24 protein-coding genes and 1 tRNA gene are annotated in these 24,364 nt (G+C 35.0%); 10 read left to right on the top strand and 15 right to left on the bottom strand.

Translation table 11 applies throughout. From position 1 onward, the window contains the following. The first annotated feature begins 139 nt into the window (after positions 1–139). The 3 genes from DRF65_RS18455 to DRF65_RS18445 all read left to right on the top strand — a co-directional run bounded on the left by DRF65_RS18455 (position 140) and on the right by DRF65_RS18445 (position 1,521). Positions 140–541, top strand: coding sequence for a hypothetical protein (locus tag DRF65_RS18455; RefSeq protein ID WP_115972215.1), 402 nt, complete (start codon positions 140–142; stop codon positions 539–541). Positions 542–564: 23 nt separating this feature from the next. After that, positions 565–1,122 (top strand): hypothetical protein, encoded by a 558-nt coding sequence (locus tag DRF65_RS18450; protein WP_115972214.1) that lies wholly within the window; start codon positions 565–567, stop codon positions 1,120–1,122. 129 nt (positions 1,123–1,251) lie between these two features. Next, entirely contained in the window at positions 1,252–1,521 is a 270-nt protein-coding gene (locus DRF65_RS18445; RefSeq protein WP_115972213.1) for a hypothetical protein, read from the top strand. Positions 1,522–1,872: 351 nt separating this feature from the next. On the opposite strand, the gene DRF65_RS28565 is transcribed toward DRF65_RS18445, so the two are convergent. The 9 genes from DRF65_RS28565 to DRF65_RS18405 all read right to left on the bottom strand — a co-directional run bounded on the left by DRF65_RS28565 (position 1,873) and on the right by DRF65_RS18405 (position 10,565). Continuing rightward, complete coding sequence (locus DRF65_RS28565) at positions 1,873–2,046, bottom strand: bacteriocin-like protein (RefSeq protein ID WP_165852267.1); 174 nt, start codon at positions 2,044–2,046, stop codon at positions 1,873–1,875. Positions 2,047–2,262: 216 nt separating this feature from the next. Then, entirely contained in the window at positions 2,263–2,625 is a 363-nt protein-coding gene (locus DRF65_RS18440) for a hypothetical protein (protein ID WP_123947382.1), read from the bottom strand. A gap of 3 nt (positions 2,626–2,628) precedes the next feature. Then, on the bottom strand, positions 2,629–3,294 hold the full coding sequence (locus DRF65_RS18435) for an alpha/beta fold hydrolase (RefSeq protein WP_115972211.1): 666 nt from the start codon (positions 3,292–3,294) through the stop codon (positions 2,629–2,631). A 163-nt stretch (positions 3,295–3,457) separates the two neighbouring features. After that, complete coding sequence (locus DRF65_RS18430; protein WP_228438787.1) at positions 3,458–4,120, bottom strand: NAD(P)H-dependent oxidoreductase; 663 nt, start codon at positions 4,118–4,120, stop codon at positions 3,458–3,460. 50 nt (positions 4,121–4,170) lie between these two features. Beyond that, positions 4,171–4,995, bottom strand: coding sequence for a helix-turn-helix domain-containing protein (locus DRF65_RS18425; RefSeq protein ID WP_115972209.1), 825 nt, complete (start codon positions 4,993–4,995; stop codon positions 4,171–4,173). A gap of 155 nt (positions 4,996–5,150) precedes the next feature. After that, a tRNA-Arg gene (locus DRF65_RS18420) sits at positions 5,151–5,224 on the bottom strand. A gap of 72 nt (positions 5,225–5,296) precedes the next feature. Next, entirely contained in the window at positions 5,297–7,075 is a 1,779-nt protein-coding gene (locus tag DRF65_RS18415) for a TonB-dependent receptor (protein WP_115972208.1), read from the bottom strand. Positions 7,076–7,109: 34 nt separating this feature from the next. Next, the gene (locus tag DRF65_RS18410) at positions 7,110–7,598 is read right to left on the bottom strand and encodes a hypothetical protein (protein WP_123947381.1); all 489 of its coding nucleotides are present in this window, start codon (positions 7,596–7,598) and stop codon (positions 7,110–7,112) included. A gap of 3 nt (positions 7,599–7,601) precedes the next feature. Beyond that, positions 7,602–10,565: a tetratricopeptide repeat protein gene (locus DRF65_RS18405; protein WP_115972206.1), complete on the bottom strand. Its 2,964-nt coding sequence runs from the start codon at positions 10,563–10,565 to the stop codon at positions 7,602–7,604. Positions 10,566–10,823: 258 nt separating this feature from the next. Between DRF65_RS18405 and DRF65_RS18400 the strand changes: the two genes are divergently transcribed. The 3 genes from DRF65_RS18400 (at position 10,824) to DRF65_RS18390 (ending at position 15,319) form a co-directional block, all read left to right on the top strand. Then, entirely contained in the window at positions 10,824–13,064 is a 2,241-nt protein-coding gene (locus DRF65_RS18400; RefSeq protein WP_115972227.1) for a CocE/NonD family hydrolase, read from the top strand. A 104-nt stretch (positions 13,065–13,168) separates the two neighbouring features. Next, positions 13,169–14,851 carry an APC family permease gene (locus DRF65_RS18395; RefSeq protein ID WP_115972205.1) on the top strand — a complete coding sequence of 561 codons (1,683 nt, stop codon included), beginning with the start codon at positions 13,169–13,171 and terminating at the stop codon, positions 14,849–14,851. Positions 14,852–14,983: 132 nt separating this feature from the next. After that, entirely contained in the window at positions 14,984–15,319 is a 336-nt protein-coding gene (locus DRF65_RS18390) for a DUF962 domain-containing protein (protein ID WP_115972204.1), read from the top strand. A gap of 236 nt (positions 15,320–15,555) precedes the next feature. Here DRF65_RS18390 and DRF65_RS18385 read toward each other — a convergent pair whose 3' ends face one another. From DRF65_RS18385 to DRF65_RS18375, 3 genes are read right to left on the bottom strand one after another with little or no spacing between them, the layout of a single operon-like run. Then, a complete protein-coding gene (locus DRF65_RS18385; protein ID WP_115972203.1) occupies positions 15,556–16,020 on the bottom strand; it encodes a hypothetical protein in 465 nt (154 codons plus the stop codon). 24 nt (positions 16,021–16,044) lie between these two features. Next, positions 16,045–16,506 carry a lipocalin-like domain-containing protein gene (locus DRF65_RS18380; protein ID WP_115972202.1) on the bottom strand — a complete coding sequence of 154 codons (462 nt, stop codon included), beginning with the start codon at positions 16,504–16,506 and terminating at the stop codon, positions 16,045–16,047. Next, on the bottom strand, positions 16,503–17,309 hold the full coding sequence (locus tag DRF65_RS18375) for a hypothetical protein (RefSeq protein WP_115972201.1): 807 nt from the start codon (positions 17,307–17,309) through the stop codon (positions 16,503–16,505). The genes DRF65_RS18380 and DRF65_RS18375 overlap by 4 nt, the downstream gene beginning before the upstream one ends. A 278-nt stretch (positions 17,310–17,587) precedes the next feature. On the opposite strand from DRF65_RS18375, the gene DRF65_RS28915 reads away from it, so the two are divergent. Beyond that, positions 17,588–18,202: a DUF4377 domain-containing protein gene (locus DRF65_RS28915; RefSeq protein ID WP_228438785.1), complete on the top strand. Its 615-nt coding sequence runs from the start codon at positions 17,588–17,590 to the stop codon at positions 18,200–18,202. A 205-nt stretch (positions 18,203–18,407) separates the two neighbouring features. Here the strand turns inward: DRF65_RS28915 and DRF65_RS18360 are convergent, their stop codons facing one another. Then, positions 18,408–19,346 carry an SPFH domain-containing protein gene (locus tag DRF65_RS18360; protein WP_115972200.1) on the bottom strand — a complete coding sequence of 313 codons (939 nt, stop codon included), beginning with the start codon at positions 19,344–19,346 and terminating at the stop codon, positions 18,408–18,410. A gap of 159 nt (positions 19,347–19,505) precedes the next feature. Further along, positions 19,506–20,861, bottom strand: coding sequence for a deoxyguanosinetriphosphate triphosphohydrolase (locus tag DRF65_RS18355; protein ID WP_115972225.1), 1,356 nt, complete (start codon positions 20,859–20,861; stop codon positions 19,506–19,508). A gap of 160 nt (positions 20,862–21,021) precedes the next feature. Here DRF65_RS18355 and DRF65_RS18350 point away from each other — a divergent pair, with 160 nt between their 5' ends. The 3 genes from DRF65_RS18350 (at position 21,022) to DRF65_RS18340 (ending at position 23,805) form a co-directional block, all read left to right on the top strand. Continuing rightward, positions 21,022–21,648 carry a class I SAM-dependent methyltransferase gene (locus DRF65_RS18350; RefSeq protein WP_115972199.1) on the top strand — a complete coding sequence of 209 codons (627 nt, stop codon included), beginning with the start codon at positions 21,022–21,024 and terminating at the stop codon, positions 21,646–21,648. Positions 21,649–21,843: 195 nt separating this feature from the next. Further along, complete coding sequence (locus tag DRF65_RS18345; RefSeq protein WP_115972198.1) at positions 21,844–22,578, top strand: DNA-formamidopyrimidine glycosylase family protein; 735 nt, start codon at positions 21,844–21,846, stop codon at positions 22,576–22,578. Positions 22,579–23,148: 570 nt separating this feature from the next. After that, positions 23,149–23,805, top strand: a complete 657-nt coding sequence (locus DRF65_RS18340; RefSeq protein ID WP_115972197.1) for a glycosyltransferase family 32 protein — start codon at positions 23,149–23,151, stop codon at positions 23,803–23,805. On the opposite strand, the gene DRF65_RS18335 is transcribed toward DRF65_RS18340, so the two are convergent. After that, the gene (locus DRF65_RS18335) at positions 23,802–24,137 is read right to left on the bottom strand and encodes a DMT family transporter (protein WP_115972196.1); all 336 of its coding nucleotides are present in this window, start codon (positions 24,135–24,137) and stop codon (positions 23,802–23,804) included. The genes DRF65_RS18340 and DRF65_RS18335 overlap by 4 nt on opposite strands. Between the last annotated feature and the right edge of the window lie 227 nt (positions 24,138–24,364).

Genomic DNA, 24,364 nt, shown 5'->3' with positions numbered 1-24,364 from the left:
AAAGCCTTTTTTAAATTGATAATTTATCTGATATTGCAGAAAATATCCCATGAAAATGTAAAGGTGCCATTCAGAAAAGACCAAAGGTAATCATTAGAGGTAAAAAGCATCAATACATTACAAACTAAACCACGGAAACATGAATACAATTAAGATAAGTGTAGATATCAAACAGACAGAATCAATCCTGTTATTTACGATAACCGTACATAATTTTTCTGAAAAAATTATCTACTCCAATATCTCTGATGATTCGGGAGGCTTCACAAGAAGAACTGTTAATTTGTATGATGAGCATCAAAATAAAGTACATAGAGGAGTCAATTATATATCACCCACTACATACACTGAGAATGTAATTGCCATTGAAACCGGGGCAACTGCTCAATTTGTGATACCAGCTAAGCTGGAAGAAATGTATGATGAATTATTTCTCAATTTTAGAGGAGCTAACTTCAATGTTACCAAAAACAAAACCTATTATTTTCAAATGGAATACTTTGGCTCAACATCCGATATGATTCCTTTCAAAATTAACTAGAAAACATAATCATCATCATTAAAATGAATATAATATATGAGTCTAAAAATCTGATATTAGAAGTAGAATTGTGCCACAATAACTCTTTTAATAACCTATTTGGTACATTAAAATTGATTATTAACGGAAGGGATATCGCCAATAAGGATGAAAATAATCTAAGCTATTTTTATGTTGACTGTGAAAGTCTTAAAGCAATATTAGAGGCAAATACAACCATTAAAAATGATTTATTTTACATATCAGATGCACTCATCTTACAGTATTGGAAAGAATGGGAAGATTTTATGGACCTTATTACAGAAGATCCCGAAATAGAAGGTACCGAAAATGTCATTTTTTTTGATCGGAATTATTTTAAAACAGGTAATATACTGACGAGCTTTTTCTTTGATGAGATCATGATTTTTTATACTCTTGAAAATAATATCATAAAGTTTAAGTATTGGTATAAACAGAATGGTACTGAAATTTATGAAATCCAGATACACAAAGATACACTGATCGCCTGTACTTCTTCTTTCCTAGCGTTTTTTAACGATATTAATCGGGCTTTATTCAATTCTGTTTCTAAAAGCTGATAGAGTTGGTTAATATTAATACATTTATCTTAATGTAAGGAGTAAGACCTTTTACCCAAGAGCCGGACACCATTAAAAGGTCCTATGAAAAATACACCATTGATCCTAATCCTGTGCTAAAAGAAAAAAATGAATAGAGAAAAGTTTATTTCCAAAATTCAATCACACAAATCGTGTTATTACATTTACAATGAAAACGAACAAAACGAAAATACTGGCTTAATAAAGGTTTGGTTATATAATGATCAGATTATTTTAACCTGGGAAGAATGTCCTACGGGATTCGTAGATGATGAATCTACTTATACAAAGGATGAATTACATAATTTTAACAGTTTTGAGGAACTTGAAGTTTTTTTTAATGATAATAATCTCTTTTATTCTAATTTCAAATCCTAAGAAATTGATAATTTTACAATTAAAGAATTAAGTCAGTATCTCTTCGGAGCCGATGAGCATAGCTATAAAATTGCACAAAAAAAAATAGTTGATGTTGATACAGCAGATTTACTGTCATGTTAAAAAATATTGTTTAAATAATGTTCTATCAGAGTTTCCGAACGTGTGCCCCACTATTACAGTTTGAAAATATTTGTAATCCATAAATTCAAGAACTTTATTGTAAATAGAAAATAATTTTATATTTTTCTATATCTGAAAGGTCTTAGTCTCTCAAAAATATAACAAAAGCCACCTAGAAAAGGTGGCTTAATTAATTGTCTTATAATCAGAATATTCTGAAAAAGTTAGTTAGAAATTTCTTGTGACAGGAACACATCCGCAAGCACAGTCCCAAATGTCCTGCTCTGGAATACATTCATAAATAGAAGCACACATATAGATATATCCCACTCTGCAATAAGTTGGACCTGCTCCTTTGATAGACTTCATACTGTCTCTTGTGATTTTCTTAAGATTTTTCATAGTTGTTTATTAGTTTGTTAGTTTTTAGAACATATCGTTCTCATTTCCAAATATAACTAAATAAAACTAATTTCAAAATATTAATATATTTCATTTCCAATAAAGTTGGCTTGTGTATTATTGAGTACCTATTGTTTTTTGTGGTAGCGCATTTCTGTCTTTAAATCTCTAAAAAAACTTTATTCTGGACACGAACAAGCTGCTCGCATGAGGGTTTTAATTTTTCTTTCCAATACTTTCAGCTAATAAAAGAATCTCTTTATTTATTGCATCAGCATTTTCTTTTTTTGTAATGATGGTACCATGACTGGCGTTCATAATCATTTGTTTTCCATTGGAAGAGAGTTCTTTTAGTTCTTTTTGCATGTCAAACCATAATTGAACTTGCTTTTCAGGGTCAATTCCTGATTTTCTGTATTTTTCTTTTTGGGATTCTTTATACTGTTCTGTCGCAGTAAAAACCAACACAGGTAGTGAATCTAAAGCCTTTGCTTTACCAGCACGCTTCAGCACATCATTAGTAAGTTCATTCTCTCTTAAAAACATACGATACACATCACCAGAATAATTAGTAAGCAATTGTTAACGGCCATACAATTCTTTAGGTAAACCATCACCTTGATACGGTGCTTTACCCATTGTTTTGTTATAAATACCCAAAATACCTAAATCGGTAAGGATAGATCCTATTTTCAATAATTTTGCCTGCCCTTCAGGAACCAATTCTTTTTGAGCTAAGCGCTTCCATTGTTCAGGATGACTTGAATCTATGAAAACAATTCCTTCAACTTCGTTTGGATAAAGATCTCTAAATATTCTACTATAAGGACCTCCCATAGAATGACCAACCAAAATATAAGGTGGTTTTTCACCAACTTTCTCTAATAATTTATGAAGCTGGTGTGCATACAACTCAGGAGATATTTGATCACTATTACTCGATTCGCTAAACCATTTTCCATCTCTGTCATACCGGATAACTCTTGTTTTGTCTTTCAAACCTTCTGCTATCCAGTGCAGCATATCTGTATTGCTGTGTGCCCCAGCTTCCATAATAATAGTAGGCAATGATGTTTTTTCACCTTCTACCCGCACATGAATATTAGTACCATTAACATTAACTAATTTACCTGGCGGGACTGGTTTTGAACTCAATAACCGGTAACACATCCCAGAGAGAAATAATAATATTAGAATTCCTACTATAAGCTTACCAGTAAACTTCAGTATTTTCAGCGTTAATTTCATAGTTATTTTTAAATTTCATATTGACTAGTGGCGGAAATGCCGAGAGAGAATCTTTCAACTACAATAAGCCTAAGGAGTCTTTGGAATAGGCATCGTTATTAATTTTCCGCAAATATAACAAAAAAGCCCTCTGAAAAGAAGGCTTGTGTAGATTGTGGAACTGCTATTTTTCCCAGTGAGGTATTTCTCTTTCTATTTCCTCTTGCATTTTATCATTAGGTTTGCTAATGGCATAAGCATCAACTATTGCCGTTTTCCATCCCTTTATAATCTCTGCGGTTGCACGGTCGGCACGGTCAAAGAAGAAATGCTGCTTAATGTCGAAGCCGCAATACGTATAGACACCTGTATCTGAGGTGAGCTTTAAGGCATTATCCATTCCTATTTCCTGATATTCCGCTTTTGCTTTTCCATGCGAATTGATAATATAAGCGGCCTTGCCAGCCAGCAGTCCTTTTTGTACACCACTGTCATAACGATAGGCAAATCCATAGCTAAATACCCTATCGATGTACCCTTTCATTATGCCCGGCATACCTGTCCACCATATCGGATAAATAAACGTTACCACTTCCGCCCAGGCAATGTATTCCTGCTCAGTTCTGATGGCTTCATTAACAATGCCTCTGCGTTGTCCGTCCATATCTTCAAGGGATAGCACCGGATCAAAATTAAGCTGGTACAAATCCCTGACTACAACCTCATGTTTTTGTTGCAGTAATGTTTCTTCAACCGTTTGTTTAAATAGATGATTTAAACTGGCCTTATTAGGATGGGCATAAATAATAAGATGTTTCATTTTGTTTGTTTTTAAGTAATTGAACAAAACAAAAGTAGGATGCTCACAAACGGAAAAATTGTAAGAAAACGAAAAGGCTATTCAGCTGAAGCCTGGCAAATATCTTGCTGGAACCTTACAAAATGTTTAGGAGAAAGATTGATGAAATGCTTAAAATCGTGGATAAGCTGGCTTTGATCATAATATCCGCATTGATCTACAACTTCAAACCAATCCACATTCTTCGATGACAAAAGAACTTGTTCTATTTGTCTGATTGCTTTTACAAAACGTTTGTATCTGCTGACTTCTTTGGCACTATATCCAAAATGCTTTTTGTGCATCAATTGTACATTCCTTTCCGTCTGTCCGGTTTCTTCTGCAATAGATTTGATAGGATTTAGGGTGTCGTCTTTAAAATTAGCCAGCAAAGCAGAAGTAGAGTCCTGCAATTTTAGATAGGGTCTGCAAAAATCAAGAATACAATCTACTTTATCTGAGATGTTTGGGATGTCATTTAATTGATGCCACAAATAGGTAAAACAATTTTCTTCCATTGCTTCATCAGGATGTATTGGCAGATGGTCAGAAAGAAATGCTTGGCCAAAAAAGCGATAAAAGGCATCATCTTTGAAATTAGCAACTAAAATTTGCGCTCCGGGGGTAAGGGTATATTCAAAAGCAGACTTTATGGGCCCAAGTACGATACATTTATCTACTTCAATTTCGCTTTGCGCGCTGGAAACCAACCGGGCTTTAGTACCGAAATTGAACACCATAATAGTCTGAAAGGATGGCAGCAGGGTTTTGGTTATCGGACCTGTTGAATTGTTCTCTGCAAAATAAAAATGAGAAAACACCGTCTCAAATTCTTTTGGAACGGGCAGTCTATAATGATGATAGGTTTGGTTGTCTGATTTCATTATTTATAGTCCAGTAATTTAGGCAATATTAATGAATGTACTTAATAAAAAAGACTGTTTAAATAACATTTAAAGTAATGCTTAAAGTATATTGATATCGGGAGGATTTTCCGGAGTATACAAACAAAAAAAGCTCCTTAAAAAGGAGCTAAAAGTGACTTCGGAGGGGTTCGAACCCCCAACCCTCGGAGCCGAAATCCGATATTCTATCCAGTTGAACTACGAAGCCATTTTTTATGAATAATAAGTAATTAATAATGAAGTATACAAATATAGTTTATTATTAATTACTTACTTATCATTAGAACGTAATCTTCACACCACCCAGAATCTGTGGACCTAAGACTTTATAAGCCTTGTAGGTTTGGTATTTTGAGCTTAGAAGATTATTTCCGAGTGCGAAAATACTGAAATTTTTGTGAATTTTATACTCTGCAGAAAGATTTAAATCGGCATAACCACCAACTTTATCGTTCGTATTTTCTAATGAACGGTAAATCATCCCATTAGGAGCTGAAGCATCTGCAATTCCTTCAATGGAAAAAGAGTTAGTTGTTCTGTCGCTTGCGAAAATTCCTTTGAAACCTAGCAATAATTTCTTGTCAAGCATAGTATATTTAGCACCAATACTTGCGTTCACTAATGGAACGTTGTAGATATTATCGTAATTCTTCAAGTTATATTTTGTAAACCTTACTTCCCCGTCAATCATTAAGTTTTCTAAAGGAAAATACTGTACACTACCTTTAATATCACTTACATTTCCATCATCATAGATCGCTGAGAATGTATTGGCATAGTCGTAAGCAGCACGGTTCAGTGTGTAGTTATTATCAAAAAGGCTGTTTGCTCTGAAGAACATGATGTCTTTCATCTTTCCGAAACCGGCAGAGATGTCATATTTCAGTGTTTCGTCAATATCACCTCTCAATCCTACATAAAAATGATATTTTGTTTCTGTAGGCTTTAAATACTGGTCAGAAAGCACGTAAGGATTCTCCTGAAGAAGATCTCCGTAAGTATTAAGCTTAAGACCACCATCTACCCCACCGTAGAATTTAAATTCTTTGGCAGCAGCCACCTGGAACTCAGCCTGTGGGAACCAATAGGTTTTATTGTTCTTCACCTGATCCATCAGTCTGTTAGAATTTTTAGCATTCAGGAAAGAAAAACCTGATCCTAACATTAAATAAGACTCTCCTTTTCTGAAAGTTACTTTTGGAGTTAAATTAGTATTAAAGAAATTGGAAGAATTCTTGTCTACCATTTCAAAATCTGTTTTCACGGCTTCTAACCCTACCCCTAAATCAGCATTCAGATTGATCCCTGATTTTCCTAACTCAACAGCATGCTTAGAGAAGTTAGCTAAAATAGAAACCTGATTTTCCTGAGCGTCAAAATGATCTTTCAGGAAGGATGATTTCACTCTTACATCATTCAGAATTTCATTGGAATAAAAATCATAGTATCCATTTACTTTGAACTGATTGACTTTTTGCTTTAAATCAACATCTGCTGATGGTGCTAAAGCGTAAATTCCGTAATAGTTATAGTTATTCAATCCATATTCAGCATTGATATTGAATTTCCCTTTATCTCCATAAGAGTTAAGGAAGGCACCTATCGTTGCGGATGTTTGTTTTGATTTCCAGTCGTAATCATTTTTAAGACCACTTGTAGACAGCAAATGTACATCTGCTCCTACTTCGAACTTATTTTGAAGGGTTTTGGATACATTTCCATCCAACAGAATCTTCCCATAATTTCCCATTCCAAACTGGACATAGTTATTCTGAGCTGTTCCGTCAAATTTCGGAGCTACATCCTCTCCCTGAATGGTAGAAGTTTTGAAATCAGAAACTGCAGGAACGTCTGTAATGGTGTACCTTACAGGAGTCTGGGATTTCTCTTCCGGCGGATAGTTTTTAATAGTTTCCACGGAAGTCTTCTTTTTCTCGATCTTCTTCACTTCCGGTTCTCTCTTTTTGTTAAGAACCAGTTTTTCCTCTTTGATCTGGGAAAACGCGAACTGCGAAACCCCTAAAAATATTATGGATAATAATTGAATTTTCTTGTTCATATTTTCTTTATTTGAAAAAAATATATATTGGATTTTATTTATTAGAAGCTATATAACTTCCTAATAAAGCTTTCCCTGACTGTTTTGAAAAGGTCTTACCCAGCCTGAATATATTAAATAACCAAAGGCTTTGATAAACCTGTAATTGATATTGATATTTTTTTGTTGTACTATTTTCAGCTACATCATAACTATAAGAAATATCATAAGGAAATCCCGAAGGCAATAGACCTACAGTAATCATACTTCCAATCATAGGATTCCCGCAGGGAGGAGTATGTGTTTTCATAGGATACAAAGTTATTCTGGCTGCATCTGTACTATCTTCCACAATTTCATAGATATCAGAATGCTTTAAAATATTAAATTCTGTCTTAAGTTCTTTATTCACTACAAAAGCCTTTTTCTTTGTAAAGTTCACCTTTGCCTGATTATATTCTTTAGAAGAGGCACTATACGCAGGAATACAGCTGGATAATGAAACAGAAATTAAAAAAGAATATGTTACTAATTTAAACATCATGTTTTATTTCTTAATCTGCTTCTTAACTTCTTTTGCTTCTGCTACGATATCCGGGAAGCTCTTATAATTGGCAATAATCTGGTCACAAGTATAACTTGCCTGGTAATTATCTTTTAAGCCAATATAGTTTTTAGCCATCATTACCAATGCTTTTGCACCCCAATATTCTTCAGAGGCATAATTATTCGCAAGCTTAAAGATCGTTTCATTAGAAGATTTGAAAGCTTTTCCTTTATTCTGATAATAAGCTTTTGCATACAGAGCTTCAGCAGCTACCGAAGTATTAGATGATTTTTCAAGAGATGTATAAGCTGTTTGGGCATCTTTATCTTTTCCTGAATTCATCAGACTTCTTGCTTTTATTACTTTTGCGGTTTCTATTACTGCTGCTGAGTTTTTGGAGTTTGCAATGACTGCATTGGCCAGTTTTTCTGCTTCAGAGAAATTCTTTTCACCTGCATACAGCTTCATCAGCTCAACATTCGCATAATTTTTAATGCTGATATTGGAAGAATTTTTAATTCCTTCAAGATATTTTTTAGCTTCAGCAGTATTCCCCTGTGTAATAAAGATCTGTGCTAAACGGGTTTGAGCATCATCCTGATAATCATTCTGAACTCCGGCTACTTCCTGTAAAACAAGTAAAGCTTTCGTTGAGTTATTGGTTTGATAATAACTTTCTCCCAATTCATATTTAGCCTGATAAAGACCTTCTCCCGTTGGATTCTGCGTCAGATATTTCTCATAATAAGAAATGGCGTTTTTGTAGTCTTTCTTCGCGAACAACTGTTTTCCGGTAGACAGGTTGATCTCATCAATTTCAGAAGCATCAACATTTACTCCAATAGTTCTTGCAAAATTTTCATAGCCTGCAACATCACCGTTTTTCGTGAAAACTGGTTTTGCAGCCTGAACGATCTTTTGAGCATACGCTGTATTTTTATACTGCTCTCCCAACGATTTCAGTTCAGAAAGAGCTTTATCATTCTGGTTCTGATCAATATAATTTTGTGCTCTGTAGATAGAAGCATTAGCGATCAGGTCTTTGTCTGAAGATGTTTTAATAACTTTTCCAAAATAATCATTGGAATTCGCAAAGTCATCCTGAGCCGCATAAGCCGTTCCTATTTCATACTGTGCATCATCATAATATTCCGAATCCGGATATTTGGATAAAAGATTTTTCAGGTTGGTAATTTTAGCCTGAGTATCTCCTTTAAATCCTAAAGCCATTGCTTTCTGATATACAGTATAATCTGTAGCGTCAGCATTTTTATCATAGATTGCAATTGCTTCATTCAGGTCATTATTCGCATAGTGAATATCTGCCAGACGAAGTTCTGCATCATTTTTAAATTCAGGTTTAGGATTGGCCAGGTATTGCTTGAAATAAGTAGCAGCCTGATCGAATTTTTTGGATTTAAAATAAGCATATCCTAAATCATAAGGCAACTGCTGTTTTTCAGGGAAGTTTTCATTAAGAAGCTTTTCGTAACGAACAATAGCAGATGGATAATTTCCTTTCTGGTAATACACTTGAGCTAACCAATATAAAGCTCTGCTGTTGAATTCTTTATTGATATTAAAACCTAAACTTCTTAAGAAATATTTCTCCGCTTCATCATAATTTCCTTTATTGAACTCTTCTGTTCCCAATAAGTAAGAAACTTCCTGATCTACTTTATTGATATCAGGTGTTGAACCCTGTAATCTATCAATAGCATTCAATGTTTCCTTATAGTTTCCTGAATACAGATATGACTTCACCAATAGAGACCTCATTTCTGAAGCATTGGAAGCATTCTGGTTATCATTGATGTAGCTTTGAAGAACAGTAGAAGGATTCTCAAATGGGTTTCCAATATCGTAACCCAGTTTAGCATATTGCTCATGAGCCAGTTTCTTCACCTTTGCATCATAATCCATCTGGTAAGAAGAACGGAAGGCAGAAAGAGCCTCCTGTTTTTTATCAACCGCTAAATAAGCATTCCCCAATTGGTAATAAGCATTCTGTGCCAATGCTGAGTTACTGTTAACAAGCTGGTTATAATAAGAAACCGCTTCATCATACTTTTTCAGCTGAGCAGCAACAAATCCCATTTCGTAAAGATCATTTTCAGAAGGGCTCTGCTGTACATTCAGATAATCTTTCAAATGCGGATAGGCTGAACTGTAATCCCCTTTCATGAAGTAACTTTCCCCAATGATCTTGTGTACTTCTGCTTTATAAGATTCTGAAATATTTTCGTTCAATAAAGCATTTCCTTCAGATATAGCCTTATCATAGTTTTTATCATTGTAATACATCTGTACATAATACGGACGTACCAGTTTCGAGAACTTATCCTGATCTTTTATGGAATCAAAATACTGGAAAGCCTTATCATTTTGTCTGTTGCTGTAATACAGGTGACCAAGCATATAAGCAATTTCTCCTTTCTGAGACTGATCTGCTGTTGTATAAGCTTCTTCCAGAGCATCAGTGGCCCCTTTAGAATCACCCATCATAAACTTGGCATAGCCCAATTTCAAAATATACTGGGTATTCTCCTCTTTTGATAACTGATATTGGTTTACCTTTTTCAAAGTTTCCAATGCTTTGTCAAAATCTTTTTTAGCCAGATAATAGTCAGCTAAAGGAAGATTAGCCTGTGCAAAATAAGCAGAATTAGGATATTCTTTCATGAAAGCTGTCAATCCTTCTTCAGCATGATTTTTCTGAAGAATTACGCCAATCACATTATCAAAAAACTGAGCCGCCTCCTTCTTTGAACGGGACAAATTCTGATTGTAGAAATATTGTCTTGCGTATTCGTATTGGGAGGCGTTGTATATTTTAGTCTGATAAAGATTTTCAGCTAGATTGAATCTATAATTTTCTTTCTGGGTAAAATATTGGGACTGTTGAGCATCGGAGATTCCGAAGTAAATGACCGCAGCCGCTAAAAGTATTTTTTTTGATTTCATTCTTCTCGATATAAGAAAATTAGTCTAAATAAGTTAACGAAAATATTAAAAACTTATTGTTTAAGCAAGTTTTAACAGATTTAATGCCATAAAGCAAAGAATTCACAACAGTAAAAAACATTTCACTATCGCATGATAAAAATTCTTAATTTCGTCTGATAAAATGTAAACAATTTCAGTAAACAGTTATCAAAAATACATTTTCGACCTGATACTTTTTCAACAGCAGCTAAAAACATACCATAAATGCACTACAATATGAAATTTAAGATACTTTTAGCATTAATTTTTGTCAACCTGATACAGGCTCAAAAATTTTATTTTCCGCAAACCGCTGTAACCGACTCTGTTGTTTTCGAAAAACATATACCCGGTCTTGCTCTGCAAGTAATTTCACAACTTCAGACAACGAAGAACAAACCTAAGAACAATGTAGACCTTTTAGACGACCTTTCCCGCCTGCAGGTTGTTGCTAAAGACTACAAAGGCTCCATTATTACTTTAGCAGAGCACCGAAAGGAATTTGCGGAAAACAATATGGCGGGTTACAAATCTCTGGCCTACGAAGTCTACAGTATGGCCAAGCTGAATGAATTGAAAAACAAAATGCCATTTCCAAAAGCATTCCAAGCTGCTTTCAATAAAAAATACGAAAGTATGGACGAAAAAATAATCCCAAGAGTCAGCATTGTTCTCAAAGGAGATGTAAGGAACTTCAGAAAACTACTGAAAACAATAATGGATAAACAAAAAGGGAAAGACAGTATTGGATATGGCTCTGCCCTTGCCTTATGCAAAACTTATCTGAACTATAAAGTATTTTCAAGTATTCAGCCGTACGTTTCACAGGCGATCGCTGCAAAAGACAAGGAGAACTTCATCATTGAAACCCAGGATCTAAAAACAAAGGCCGGAAGTACTCTGACCATTACTATTGTCAGAAAAAAGGAAAATAAATTACCACTTCCTGTTATCCTCGCCAACAACATCTATGCAGGTCCATTTGACGACTATTTTGGAAAGAGAGCGGCTATCTATAATTATGTAGGCGCCGTAGTCAATACCCGGGGTAAGAGAAACAGCAATGACATCAACAACCCTTTTGAGCATGAATCACAGGATATCTATGAGGTAATAGACTGGATAAGCAAGCAACCATGGAGCAATGGTAAGGTAGGTATGATCGGTGGAAGTTATCTGGGTTTCAGTCAATGGGCTGCCGTAAAGAAACTGCATCCGGCATTGAAAACGATTGTCCCACAGGTTGCTGTAGGAATCGGGATAGATTATCCGGCACAGAATAATGTATTCATGAGCTATATGCTGCAATGGATACAATATGTTACAAACAATAAATATACTGATGAAGCAGACTTCGGTAATGCTGCAAAATGGGATTCCATCAATACTGCATGGTATAAAAGCGGAAGATCATTCAGATCTCTGGACACTATCAGTGGAAAGCCCAACAAGATATTCCAAAGATGGCTGGATCATCCGGGATATGACCAATACTGGCAAAAAATGGTTCCTTATAAAGAGGATTTTGCCAGGGTCAATATTCCTGTATTAACGACTACAGGATATTATGACGATGATCAGATTGGTGCTCTTTATTATTTCAAACAACATTACCAGTACAATAAAGATGCTGATCACTATCTGGTAATAGGCCCTTATGATCATAGAGCAGCACAAAGTTTCGGGACAACCTATGTGAATGGTAATCCTATTGATCCCGTTGCCAGAATAAGCATTGATGAGCTTGCCTTCTCATGGTTTGACTATATTCTTAAAGATGGAAAAAAGCCAGAGCTCTTAAAAGACAGAGTTAATTTCCAGGTGATGAATACTAATACATGGAAACATGTTCCTACTCTTGACAGAATGCATACCTCTACTCTTAAATTCTATCTGAAAGACCATAAGAACAGCGAATCTGTTTTTACAAAACCCGAAAGTCCTGACTTTACCAAACAAATTGTTGATTTCAAAAGCAGAAATGATAAAGATCTTTATTACAAGATAAGTAAAACAGACAGTGCAAAGGTTAATAATCTCATTCATTTTGAGAGTGAACCTCTTGATAAGGATATTATCATCAGCGGAAACCTGTCAGGATTGCTTAATGTATCCATCAATAAAAAGGATATGGATACCGATATCTATCTGTATCAGGTACAGCCAAACGGAAAACTTTCTTTACTGTCTACCCATAAGACAAGAGCCAGTTATTCAAAAAACAATGAGGTCCGTCAGCTTCTTGAACCGAATAAGATGGAGCAAATCCCTATCAGACAATCGATGTTTACCAGTAAAAAGGTTGAAAAAGGAAGTAAACTGCTTTTATTTGTAGGCATTGGCAAAAGTCCGAACTGGCAGATCAACTATGGAACGGGTAAAGATGTAAGTGAAGAAACCATACAGGATTCCGGGGAACCGCTGGAAATAAAATGGTATAATGACAGCTATGTGGAAATACCTGTTTATAAAGACTAAAGGCTTTTCGTTAAGTATTTTTACTTAAATGTTCTTAACGACTGTTAACATCAAAATAAAAAATCATTACATTTGTTTTTTTCAAATCAAATATAGTTTATTGAATGAGTCAACTTTTTAGAAGGAAAGTCTATTCGGATACAGATACTTCAACAGGACTTTTAAGGGTATTAGGTGTATGGGACATCGTATTTTTTGGTATTGCGGCAATTATAGGAGCTGGAAGTTTCAGCAGTTTGGGAGAAGCCGTTTTCAGAGGGGGTCCCGGTGTTATACTTCTATATTTGATATGTGGCTTTGCCTGTGGTTTTACCGCTTTATGCTATGCTGAGTTTGCCAGCAGGATTCCTACAGCAGGATCTGCCTATACGTATGCTTATGCCAGTTTTGGGGAATTGATTGCCTGGATTATCGGCTGGGCACTGATTATGGAGTATTCCTTTGGAAATATTTACGTAGCTTTTTCATGGTCTGATTATTTCACCAGCTTTTTAGGGCGTATCGGAATGCATATTCCTGATTATCTGACCTGCAGTTATACAGAAGCTAAAAAAGCTTTTTTGAATGGCTCTGAGAATAAAGAACTATTAAATGCATGGAAATCCGCACCGCTTATTGGGAATCTGAAATTCATCGTTGACGTTCCTGCATTGGTCATCAATGGCTTAATTACATGGCTCTGTTATGTTGGAGTAAAGGAAAGTAAAAACTTCAACAACTCCCTGGTTATCTTAAAACTGGGAGTAATTATATTAGTTATTTTAGTAGGTTTCGCTTATATCAATACAGACAACTGGACACCAATAAGTCCTACAACAGGTACTCCATCCTTTATGCCTAATGGATTTACAGGAGTTATGAGTGCTGTTTCAGGAGTTTTCTTTGCTTATATTGGTTTTGATGCCTTAAGTGTTCTTTCTGAAGAAACAAAAGACCCTCAAAAGACCTTACCAAAAGGAATGATCATCTCTCTTGTATTATGTACAGTGATCTATATTGCTCTTACTTTGGTATTAACAGGGATGGTAGATTACAAAAAGTTTGACGGTGTGGGAGACCCGCTTTCATTCATTTTTGAAAAAACCAATGCCAATGTAGCCTGGATGGAACTTGTGGTTTCTTTTGTAGCGATTGTTGCCATCACCACGGTATTATTGGTTTTCCAGATGGGACAGCCAAGAATCTGGTATGCGATGAGCCGTGACGGATTGATGCCTCAGAAGTTCCTTAAGATTCACCCAAAATACAAAACGCCATCTTTTGCAACTATTGTTACAGGGATTGTGGTGGGAATTCCTATCTTATTTACAGATAAAACTTTCATCCTTGATTTTACAAGTATTGGAACTATATTCGCATTTGTTTTGGTTTGTGCCGGAGTTTTAACTCTTCCTGCTAAAGAAAAAATAAAAGGCAGATTCCACCTTCCTTATGTCAACGGTAAAATTATTTTCCCGGTTATTTTCATTGGTGGACTGATTGCTTTCTACTATTGGCAACCTGAGTTTTTCCAAACATTGATGAATTGGAGTGATCCTAAAGACGGTGAGTTCAGAGCCTCTATTTTCTTCTTTATTATTATTAACCTAATCTTATGTGTGGTTACTTTTATAAAGAACCTTTCTCTTATTCCATTAATAGGATTAAGCTCTTGTTTATACCTTCTTACCGGAATGAGCCATGAAAACTGGTTCTGGTTTGGAATGTGGTTCCTGATTGGAATGTTTATTTACTTCTTCTACGGTTATAAAAACAGTAAACTTGGAAAGGAGCTAAAGAATAGCTAAGACAATACATACAACATTAAAAAAGGCAAAATAGCACAATGAGCTATTTTGCCTTTTTCTTTTTTATTGCTTATTTAAAAATCGGCAGAATTATTGCTACAAATTCAACAGAAACAATAAACTAATGCCGCTATGTCTGAAAGAATCAAAACATACAGGGAATTTTATCAGTTTTATCTCACGGAACACAGTAAAACAGGAACCCGAATTTTCCATTTTATTGGTACATTGCTCATATTTGTTGTCATAGGATATGTGATCAGTTCAGGAAAAGAAAGATTTCTATGGTACATTCCGATTGTTGGATATGGGTTTGCCTGGTTTAGCCATGCCGTGATTGAAAGAAATAAGCCTGCCACTTTTAAATATCCGTTGTGGTCACTGATCTCGGATTTCAAGCTTTTCTTTGAATTATTAATCGGCAGACAAAAATTTACAGGAACTGATAATCAAGTACAGAATCCGTAACGATACCCCATTCTATTTTTGCTTCCAACATCATGTTTTTTTTAATTATTAAAAGGAATTAAAACGGGAAGAATACTAATATTATAGCTTCCCTTTAAAGATAGTATGCCATTCTGAATGAATAGAGTGAAATAAAGAATCTCAATTATGAATGAGATTCCTTCTTTGTCGGAAATCGAAGATTCGACGTAGTCAATGACAAATACCTTGTCACTCAAAAACACTTAACATTCAGGTTAAATTTCTTCAGATGAAGTTGAATTTTTCGGTGCAATCATTTTCCCTATCCAATAGCCTAAAGACGGTAGAATAAAAGACAATACGAGTGGCAATACAAGGGAAAAACCGGTTCTTTCCAGTTTTACAATCAGCGGAAATAAATAACCGTTATAGGCTATTAAAGCTAAGGTAAAAATAAAATTATCATTCCCCATTGACAAAAGATTAAAATTATTTCCAAACTGATCAAACAACCCGGACATTGCAAAGAAAACAACATTTACAAAAAACATCCACAAGACAGATCTGTACTTCATCTTTTGCTTCGCATTAACATATCCGGCAATCATTAAAAAAAGAGACATTATTGCAGAAATCGAATAATCTACAATGGTAATAACCTCTTCACTACTCCCCTTTCCAAAGAAATAAATGGCATATAACAATAAGTTGACCAGATAGATTACTGTAACAAAATTCATAGGATTTCAATTAAATTTTTAGATTCAATACTGTTTTTCAAGAATATCATAATGAATGGTATTCGTCACTTTTTCCGCTAATGCATCTCCGTCAAGCTTAACAAAAACCGGTTTATAGTCCGAAAATGTCATGGTTTTATCTTTATTGAAAGTCACAACAACTTCTTCAAGAATATTTTTATCATCTACATAAAACTGGACCCTGTTGTCCACAATCTTCCAAAAAGAAAGCCTTGGTTCTGATGGGGTACAATCTCCTACTTTTCCTCCTATATAATTATACACAGCAAAACCATCTTCTCTTATAGCATAGTTACGCATCAGTCTGCAGTTATCAAACTCTTTCACCACCTTCTTCTTCCCTTCATAAAACCCAGCTTCTTTCAGCTTCCAAAAGCCTACAACATCTTCCTTCTTAAGTTTCTGTGCGCTTACCAAAGCGCTAAGAACCAAAGCAGATGAAAACAACAGTTTCTTCTTCATCATTTTTTCTTTTTCCTTTTAACATTAGGGGTCTTGGGAGCTTTATCCATTTCTTCTCCCACTTCAATAAGTCCCATAGATAACATAGAAGCCGGATCACCATGTTTCTCTCCTTCCTTCCAGGTTTCAAAAGCTTTTTCCCGAAGTCCTAAGAGGTGATAATAAGCTCCAAGAACATTATATCCTTCCGGTTCTCCAAGGTCTGTTATTTTTTTGGAAAGCTCTATCAGCTCCGGATGGGGCTTGAGCTTTTTATCTTTGATTTTTTCAAGGTCACCAAAGAATCCGGGAGTATATTCCATCATCTTTAATCCAAAGGCATTGAGGCATGCTTTGGCTAACCCCTGATTACAAAAGTCTTCACTAATCCTGGTATAATCGTTAGCATTGGAGAACAACGCATCCAATCCAGACATATTCTTCGTCTTATCATAATACCCTGCCAATAAAACTGCTCTTTTCTGAGATTTTGCAGGATTCACTCTGTTATTAACCTCAGTACTGTCTTTTTTACGAACCCAGACTCCGTTTTTAACCCAGTCTGAAATACCGATTAGTTTATCTTTTTTGATTTTAAAAACAAATACATCTTTATCCGGAATCACAATTAAGCTATCATTTCTTGTAAAATAATAACTGCTTTTAAACCCATCCACTATTTTACCGTTCCCGTCAAAATTAAAACTTTTATAAAAAGTCTCGTTTCCCTGTTCTTCAAAATATCCCTGCAATGCATTATCTACCTTTTGGGCATATGCATTACCAGTTATAAAAACAGCGGAAATTAATACTAGTAATTTTCTCATCAATTCAAATTCTTTCTTACACTCTAAATACCTCAATTATATCTTTAAGTTTATCATAAAACAAGATTCAATTCAGGAGCTTTTTCCTGTCTATAATTTACTGGCATCCAATATCTCGTACCTGAATTTCATTATATTTAACATAACATTCTTCCTTTCTTCACTTATTAGAGTCCTCAAATTAAATGATTAAAAAATGAAAAAACAATCCCGGAAATCCGCTAATTCAAGGAATTTTCGGCATGGTAATTGTGAGGTAAGGTTTTAAAATCAAGTTTATGAAAAGTATAGCAACAATTCTAAAAGGGGCAGCACCCGCATTAGCATTATTCGCAATGACGCAGTGTACAACAACAGCTGGAGTTTCTGCCGGAGATGAAAAAACGTTCATCGTAGGACCACAGACAGCAGACTGTACAGGAGTAGCTCCAATGAAATGTCTGCAGGTAAAAGAAAAGGCTTCAGAAGACTGGACTAATTTTTACACAAACATCGAAGGATTTACTTATGAACCAGGGTATGAATATGTTTTAAAGGTAAAAACAGAAAAAATTGCAAACCCGCCAGCTGACGCTTCTTCAATAAAATATACATTGATAAAGCAGGTTTCTAAAACTAAGAAAGATGCTGCAGCAGCAGGTGAAAAAACACTTATTGTAGGAGCACAAACCGTAGACTGTTCTGCAGGAGCAGGTCGTATGAAATGCCTGCAGGTAAAAGAAAACGCTTCTGAAAACTGGAGTAATTTCTACAGCAACATTGAAGGATTCACTTATGAACCGGGTTACGAATATGTTTTAAAAGTGAAAACAGAAAAAATAGATAATCCACCGGCAGATGCTTCTTCAATAAAATACACATTGGTAGAGCAGGTTTCTAAAACTAAGAAATAAAATAAAAACGCTTCAGAAATTTCTGAAGCGTTTTTTGTTTTATTGTATGAAAGCCTGAAGCTGGGGCTGGAAGTTACCATCAGCCGGTGAACATATTTTTATCGTATTGTATAGATATTACCCTGAAAGTAGTTTAAAATAACCCTTCATCCCTACTTTCGACAATCACAACTTCCCTCTTCCAGCTTCCATCATCCTTTCCTTATTAATATCCCCCTTCTTTTCGTGGTGGTTCAGGGTATTTTCCCTTGCTCGCTTCTCCCACTGTATTGGCTGTTGTCATGGCTACAACAAGATCATTCAGCATACTGCTTGCTGCTGTTGGTGAATTGGGAAGAAGAACAAGATTACTTCTGTTACTTGCTCCTACAGAATGTAGAGTGTCATAATGCTGTGTCACCACGATAAGAGCTGATGCTTCATGTGAATTGATTTCTACATTATTCAGCATTCTTACAGATTCTTCAAGTCCTTTTGCAATTTCCCTTCTTTGGTCTGCGATTCCCTGTCCTTGTAGTTTTTTCGATTCGGCTTCAGCTTTTGCAACGGCTACGATTCTGATTCTTTGAGCCTCAGATTCATATTCTGCAGCAGTTTTTTCCCTTTCTGCAGCATTGATTCTGTTCATGGCATGTTTTACCTGTTCATCAGGGTCAATATCTGTCACCAATGCTTTGATAATATCATATCCGTAACTGTTCATCGCTTCCTGAAGCTCACTTTTTACGGCAATCGCCACATCATCTTTTCTTACAAAAACATCATCAAGTTTCAGCTTTGGAACTTCTGCTCTCACCACATCGAACACAAATGAAGTAATTTGATTTTCAGGATTTTCCAGTCGATAATAAGCATCTCCTACCTGGCTTCTGATGACCTGGTACTGAACAGAGATTTTCATCTTGATAAATACATTGTCCAGTGTTTTAGTATCAATCATCACGTCCAGCTGCTGAATTCTGAGATTTAATCTTTTTGCAATCTGATCTATGATGGGAAGCTTAAGATGAAGCCCTGAATGTTTTACTCCCTGGAATTTTCCAAAACGTTCAATGATTGCTGCCGTCTCCTGTTTAACCACAAAAAACGATGCAAATAAAATAATTAACCCGAAAATAATAACGGGAGCCAGAAAAATACCCATAGTTTAGTTTTTATATTGATTCTTATAAAGATAGAAATAATATTTAAACCGTGGATATTTAAGGCGGGAAGTTTGAGGCGGGAAGCGGGAGTAATTGAGGTGTGAAATAGTAACATCCAGCATCCTTCCTTCCCGCTTCCAGTCTTTAATCTAATAGGTTTATACCGTCATTCCGATATCAATTCCTTTGATTTTTCTGTAAAGGTCGGTAGCGTAATTATCTGTCATTCCGGAAACGAAATCTATAATTCCCAATACCTTCTGGTAATCGGTTCCGTTTTCATACACAAACTGTCTTGGAAGAAGCTTTAATGCCTTTTGATCGTAAGATTTTCTCTCATCATCCGGTTTCAGGATGGAAGGAATGAAATGATCCAGCAATTCATACATTACATTGTATCCTGCATTTTCAATCTCCACAACGGCTTTATGGTTGTAAATTTTTTCAATAGAGAATGATTCTATATCCTGTAAAGCATTGTTTTCAGATTTATAGACATCCAGAAGCCCTTTGTCAAGATTTCCTTCCAGAATGGTTTCAAAATTCTGCTTATAAATCTCAAGTGATTTGTTAATCAAGGCATTGATCGCTTTTGCTCTTAAATAAGAGATTTTTTCATTTTCATTGGAAATGGAAGACAGCTTATTTTTAACCTTATCAATATCGTTACTTTCTGATTTTACCAGTTCAAAGAAAAGGTTTTCACAGTCAGAAGTGGATACGATTCCCAATCTGTGGGCATCTTCCATATCGATAATATTATAGCAGATATCATCAGCAGCTTCTACCAGCCATACAAAAGGATGCCTTTTGAAAATATGTGGTTCTTCACATTCGGAAATCAGCTGGGTTCCTTTTGCAATTTCAAGGAATATATCTTTTTCATTCTGGAAAAAACCGAATTTCTTACGGTGAATAATTCCTTTTTTCTTGGCTACTGCCTCACACGGATATTTTGCAATACTCGCCAGAGTAGAAAATGTAAGCTGGATTCCGCCGGCATCTTTCCCTTGTTGTTGCTGAGCCAAAACCCTGATAGCATTGGCATTTCCTTCAAAATTAACCAGATCTGCCCATTCTTTTTCATTGAACTTGAATTTCAGGTCTTTTTCATTTCTTTCAAAATAACTTGCAATAGCATCTTCTCCTGAATGTCCGAAAGCCGGGTTTCCAACGTCATGACAAAGGCATGCCGCCGCAATTACATTTCCTAAATTATATAGATAAAAATTCTTTGAATCTTCAGTAAGTTCATTTTTATAGTCCTCAGCAATGAATTCACCAATAATACTTCCTAAACTCCTTCCTACAGATGATACTTCCAGAGAGTGCGTCAGCCTGTTGTGCACAAAAACACTTCCGGGAAGAGGGAAAACCTGGGTTTTATTCTGCAGTCTTCTGAATGCAGAAGAGAAGATAATTCTGTCGAAATCCCTTTGAAAATCAGTTCTTGAAGCTTTAGTATTTGGATTATTTCCTGTACGTTGATTGGTGAAAATCTGGTTTAAATTCATCATTTTTCAAAATTACTCCAAATTTTAATTTTACGGAATAGTATTTAGATATTTATTAAGCAGACATTATCATTCAAAAAATCTATTAGCATCAGAGTTTTTTCCGTTGATTAATACAGATGAAAAGATCTTACATTTGATAGAAATTAAACTATTAAAAATGAAAGACAGCACATGGCTTGACAAATGGAATGAAAGGTATACCCACGAGGAATTTGTATATGGAACAGCTCCCAATATCTATCTGGAAGAACAGCTCAGCAAATTAAATCCCGGCACTATTCTTTTTCCTGCCGATGGTGAAGGAAGAAATTCTGTTTATGCAGCATTAGAGGGCTGGAAAACATCATCTTTTGACATCAGTGAGCAAGGCAGATCTAAAGCTTTGCAACTTGCAGAGCAGAATGATGTAACTATAGATTATCAGATTGGCGAGCTTCAAACCTTAAATTATCATGAACAGCAATTTGATGTAATTGCCCTTATCTATGCTCATTTTCCGGGGGATATTAAATCATCCATCCACCAAATACTTGATCAGTATCTTCGTAAAGGTGGATTTATCATTTTCGAAGCCTTCAGTAAAAAGCATCTTGATTACGTCACAAAAAATGAAAAAGTAGGTGGACCTAGGGATATAAAGGATTTATTTTCCATAGAAGAAATTAAGGCCGATTTCCCAAATTACTCCATTATAGAACTTGAGGAAACAGAAATTGAACTTAAGGAAGGGTTATTTCACAACGGAACGGGTTCTGTGATTCGTTTTGTGGGACAAAAGCAATAAATATAAACGCTTATTTCTTATTCTGTAGGAAATCTGATTTTGGATTTTGAAAATACTTTATTAAGATTCCTACGGAATGACAAGTGGATGATGAATTCATTATTTTAAGTTCCTGATACACCCGGATGGATTAATCTGAGTTCTACATTTTAGTTTAACGGAACAGTATTTGAACTTTTATTGAAAAGTAACATCATGCCTGAAGGTCCATCCATTATTTTAATGAAAGAAAGCCTGCAGCAGTTTGTTGGCCATAAGGTAACAGACGCATCAGGTAATGCAAAATTCGATAAAGAAACATTCATTGGCAAAACACTTCATGAGATCCGTACTTTTGGGAAGCAAACCTATCTGGTCTTTGATAAATCAGCCATCCGTATTCATTTACTGATGTTTGGTTCTTATAGTATTAATGAACAGACAAAGCCGGACAAAAGCTTAAGATTAGCGCTACTATTCTCAAATGAAGGAATGTACTTTTATACCTGCTCTGTAAAATCTGTAGAATTAGAATTCCTTTCTACGATCGACTGGGAAGCAGATGTCATGAGTAATCTCTGGAACCCGGAAAAAGCAGAAAAGAAACTGAAAACCAATCCAAATATGATGGTATGTGACGCTTTAATGGATCAGAATCTATTTTCAGGAGTCGGAAATATCATCAAAAATGAAGTTCTTTTCAAAATTGGTGTACAACCGGAAAGTTTAACAGGAAATCTACCCACTAAAAAGCGTAAGGAACTTATTGCAGAAGCCAGAAATTACAGTTTCCAGTTTCTGGCTTGGAAAAGAGAATTTACCTTGAAAAAGCACTGGCTGGTTCATACAAAATCTACCTGTTCGATCTGTGGCCAAAAACTTATTAAGAAAAAAACAGGAATCGGAAAACGAAGAAGTTTTTATTGTGAAAATGACCAGAAACTTTATTAAGGAATCGAAATCCATTTATCATTTTATGAACGGCACAGATCATTCAGATTATCACTTGCTAATTTCTTACAAAGATCTACGAGCAGTTTAAAAAGCACCATATATTTTTCAACAAATCAATTCCACCAAGTGACCTACGGGATTATTCGGTAGGCAATTATCTGCAGCTCTCTCTTATTTTCTGTGCTGTTTATTTTTCTATATTAATTTCTCTTAACAATTTTCTAATATCATTTTAATCTCCTTAATGGTATTTTAATTCCATTCCAAAGAAATTCTAATTTGGTCACTTTAGTTTTGTACCAGGCAGAAAAAATTTTTAAAAAAACACAACAATAAAAACACAGCTATAACAACTTCAATAATAGCGAATTAATTTTTTAAAGAAAGTAAAGCTTTAAATGCAACATTTAGAACATAAGCTTTAACCATTTTTTACAAAAAATCAAAACACCAACAAAACTATTCCATTAAAACCATCATTCTCTTTAGCGAAAATTTATCAAAACATGAATCCCATTGATAAAAAGCAATTTCATGCTTAATTAATAATGATGATAAAAAAAGAATATGGCTATACCCAAACAAATATTTCAGACTTTTAAAACAAAAAAGCTGCCTTTACTTACAAAATTTCACATTTGGAATATGAGAAGGAAGAATCCTGAATATCAGTATTTTTTCTATGATGATCATGATATCGTAAAATTTTTGTCTGAAGAATTTCCACCACAATATATTGAATGTTATAACAGGCTCACCATTGGTGCAGCAAAAGCAGATTTTTTCAGATATGCCATTTTATACAAAAAAGGAGGAATATATCTGGATATAGACAGTACAATCACCAAACCTTTCAGGCGGCTTATAAAAGATGAAGATGAAGCAGTGATCTGTAAAGAAAGACATGAAAATCTATATGTTCAATGGGCACTTATTTTTAGAAAAGACCATCCTTTTTTAAAGAAAACATTGGAACTAATGCTTTACAATATAGAAAACCACTGCTATCCTAATAATGTACATGCTACAACAGGTCCTACTGTATTCAGCGAAGGGATAAAACAGTCTTTAGAAGAAAATCAGCATATTTCCTACACTTTATTTAATGGAATTGAATTCCGTGGTTATTTACAGTTTAAATATAAGCTGGGAAAATTTTTTCTGTATAAAAATAGATCACAGCACTGGAAACAGCTTCAAACCACACAGGATATTATTATTTAATGAGTTCCCATCTTTGAAAACACATTGATTACGATTACCCCCAAAATAATCAATGCTATTCCGATCATGGCAGGTAAATCCGGAACCTGCTTAAATGCAACAACCCCGATTATTGTAATAAAAACTATACCTACCCCAGACCAGATCGCATAAGTAATCCCAACCGGAATCTGACGAAGGCTCAGACTTAAAAAATAGAAGGCGCAGGCATATCCTATTACCGTAACAACGGATGGCCACAGCTTAGAAAACTCTTCTGATTTTTTCAGAAAGGTTGTAGCTATGATTTCAAATACGATGGCCAAAGCCAGAAAAAGATAACTGCGTTCCATAAAGTATTATTTATGCAAAAATAACAAAACCTCTCCCCTGTTCCCAAAAAGAAGTCTTCAACTTCTATATTTCGTTTTCTTAATTTACATTTAAATCCCAACAAGCTGACAAATGAGAGAGACATTTCAGGTTCTGGCACAAAAAGGATGTCATAGAATCTGACAGGCAATAAAAAAATTCAACGCAAAAAACACTGATAAAAATAAATTTTCTTAACATAGAAATC

The sequence above is a fragment of the Chryseobacterium pennae genome (genome assembly GCF_003385515.1).
Lineage (GTDB): Bacteria > Bacteroidota > Bacteroidia > Flavobacteriales > Weeksellaceae > Chryseobacterium > Chryseobacterium pennae.
This window is presented reverse-complemented; position numbering and strand designations above follow the sequence as displayed.

Coding starts and splice junctions, on each gene's coding strand:
- DRF65_RS18435 (WP_115972211.1), bottom strand. CDS start 3,294: ATGAAATTAACGCTGAAAATACTGAAGTTTACTGGTAAGCTTATAGTA.
- DRF65_RS18345 (WP_115972198.1), top strand. CDS start 21,844: ATGCCTGAAGGTCCATCCATTATTTTAATGAAAGAAAGCCTGCAGCAG.
- DRF65_RS18395 (WP_115972205.1), top strand. CDS start 13,169: ATGAGTCAACTTTTTAGAAGGAAAGTCTATTCGGATACAGATACTTCA.
- DRF65_RS18455 (WP_115972215.1), top strand. CDS start 140: ATGAATACAATTAAGATAAGTGTAGATATCAAACAGACAGAATCAATC.
- DRF65_RS18425 (WP_115972209.1), bottom strand. CDS start 4,995: ATGAAATCAGACAACCAAACCTATCATCATTATAGACTGCCCGTTCCA.
- DRF65_RS18390 (WP_115972204.1), top strand. CDS start 14,984: ATGTCTGAAAGAATCAAAACATACAGGGAATTTTATCAGTTTTATCTC.
- DRF65_RS18350 (WP_115972199.1), top strand. CDS start 21,022: ATGAAAGACAGCACATGGCTTGACAAATGGAATGAAAGGTATACCCAC.
- DRF65_RS28915 (WP_228438785.1), top strand. CDS start 17,588: ATGAAAAGTATAGCAACAATTCTAAAAGGGGCAGCACCCGCATTAGCA.
- DRF65_RS18450 (WP_115972214.1), top strand. CDS start 565: ATGAATATAATATATGAGTCTAAAAATCTGATATTAGAAGTAGAATTG.
- DRF65_RS18410 (WP_123947381.1), bottom strand. CDS start 7,598: ATGATGTTTAAATTAGTAACATATTCTTTTTTAATTTCTGTTTCATTA.
- DRF65_RS18380 (WP_115972202.1), bottom strand. CDS start 16,506: ATGATGAAGAAGAAACTGTTGTTTTCATCTGCTTTGGTTCTTAGCGCT.
- DRF65_RS18405 (WP_115972206.1), bottom strand. CDS start 10,565: ATGAAATCAAAAAAAATACTTTTAGCGGCTGCGGTCATTTACTTCGGA.
- DRF65_RS18385 (WP_115972203.1), bottom strand. CDS start 16,020: ATGAATTTTGTTACAGTAATCTATCTGGTCAACTTATTGTTATATGCC.
- DRF65_RS28565 (WP_165852267.1), bottom strand. CDS start 2,046: ATGAAAAATCTTAAGAAAATCACAAGAGACAGTATGAAGTCTATCAAA.
- DRF65_RS18375 (WP_115972201.1), bottom strand. CDS start 17,309: ATGAGAAAATTACTAGTATTAATTTCCGCTGTTTTTATAACTGGTAAT.
- DRF65_RS18335 (WP_115972196.1), bottom strand. CDS start 24,137: ATGGAACGCAGTTATCTTTTTCTGGCTTTGGCCATCGTATTTGAAATC.
- DRF65_RS18355 (WP_115972225.1), bottom strand. CDS start 20,861: ATGAATTTAAACCAGATTTTCACCAATCAACGTACAGGAAATAATCCA.
- DRF65_RS18400 (WP_115972227.1), top strand. CDS start 10,824: ATGAAATTTAAGATACTTTTAGCATTAATTTTTGTCAACCTGATACAG.
- DRF65_RS18340 (WP_115972197.1), top strand. CDS start 23,149: ATGGCTATACCCAAACAAATATTTCAGACTTTTAAAACAAAAAAGCTG.
- DRF65_RS18415 (WP_115972208.1), bottom strand. CDS start 7,075: ATGAACAAGAAAATTCAATTATTATCCATAATATTTTTAGGGGTTTCG.
- DRF65_RS18360 (WP_115972200.1), bottom strand. CDS start 19,346: ATGGGTATTTTTCTGGCTCCCGTTATTATTTTCGGGTTAATTATTTTA.
- DRF65_RS18445 (WP_115972213.1), top strand. CDS start 1,252: ATGAATAGAGAAAAGTTTATTTCCAAAATTCAATCACACAAATCGTGT.